This window comes from Ruegeria sp. AP12 (assembly GCF_056540025.1).
In genome coordinates this window covers 1-1,038 of sequence record NZ_JBQFVZ010000103.1, presented here as the reverse complement: position 1 = coordinate 1,038, position 1,038 = coordinate 1, and the positions used below count along the sequence as shown (strand labels likewise).

Annotated in this window: 1 protein-coding gene; it reads right to left on the bottom strand. The window is 60.3% G+C overall.

Going from position 1 to position 1,038, the window contains the following annotated elements; all coding sequences use genetic code 11:
* Positions 1 to 296 precede the first annotated feature (296 nt).
* A partial coding sequence (locus tag ACR0E6_RS21525) for a metallopeptidase TldD-related protein (RefSeq protein ID WP_480587142.1) occupies positions 297 to 1,038 on the bottom strand: 742 nt, incomplete at its 5' end.

Here is a 1,038-nt window from a genome sequence, read left to right as displayed (position 1 = left end):
CTCTTCCGTGGTGGGTGGGAGTGGGGGGTGATTGGAAGAAAGCTGCTCTTCGGTCATCCGATGCTCCGCCTGATTGCAGAACTGGTTTACGGGTGTCGGGGTTAACAGCCTGTAAATCGTCGAAAATTAGATGCAATTTTCTTAGTGAGTCCATTGGGGAACGCCGCTAACAATATGAACTATATAAACAAAAACCTCACTAAGATGCGTGGGTTGAATTTCCAATTGACCTCGGCCCCTCTAGCAAAAAGGCGCAGCGTTAACCCTGCGCCTTTCGTACTTCAGGTGATTCCGACTCAGGCGGCGGAGCCTCCGACGGTCAGCCCGTCCATCAGAACCGTCGGCTGGCCGACGCCTACCGGCACCCATTGACCATCCTTGCCGCAGGTTCCCATTCCCGGATCCAGCGCCATGTCGTTGCCCAACCCACGGATGCGGTTCAGCGCAGAGGGTCCATCCCCGATCAGCGTCGCGCCTTTGACCGGAGCGCCGATCTTGCCGTTTTCGACCCGGTAGGCCTCGGTACAGGAAAAGACGAATTTGCCGTTGGTGATGTCGACCTGACCGCCACCGAAACCCACGGCCCAGATCCCGTCCTTGATATCAGCAACCAGAGCGGCCGGGTCTGCATCGCCGCCCAGCATCACCGTATTGGTCATGCGCGGCATCGGTTTGTGCGCGTAGCTCTGGCGCCGTCCATTGCCGGTAGGGGCGACGCCCATCAGGCGCGCGTTCTGGCGGTCTTGCATGTACCCAGTCAGGATACCGTCCTCGATCAACGCAGTCCGAGAGCTTGGCGTTCCCTCGTCATCTACAGTGATCGAGCCGCGCCGGTCAGCAATCGTGCCGTCATCCACAACGGTCACGCCTTTGGACGCAATCTGCTGCCCCATCAGACCCGCAAATGCCGAGCTGCCCTTGCGATTGAAGTCCCCCTCCAGCCCGTGCCCGATGGCTTCGTGCAGCAGGATACCGGGCCAGCCGGGGCCCAAGGCGACCTCCATCACTCCGGCCGGGGCGGGGACGGCTTCGAGGTTG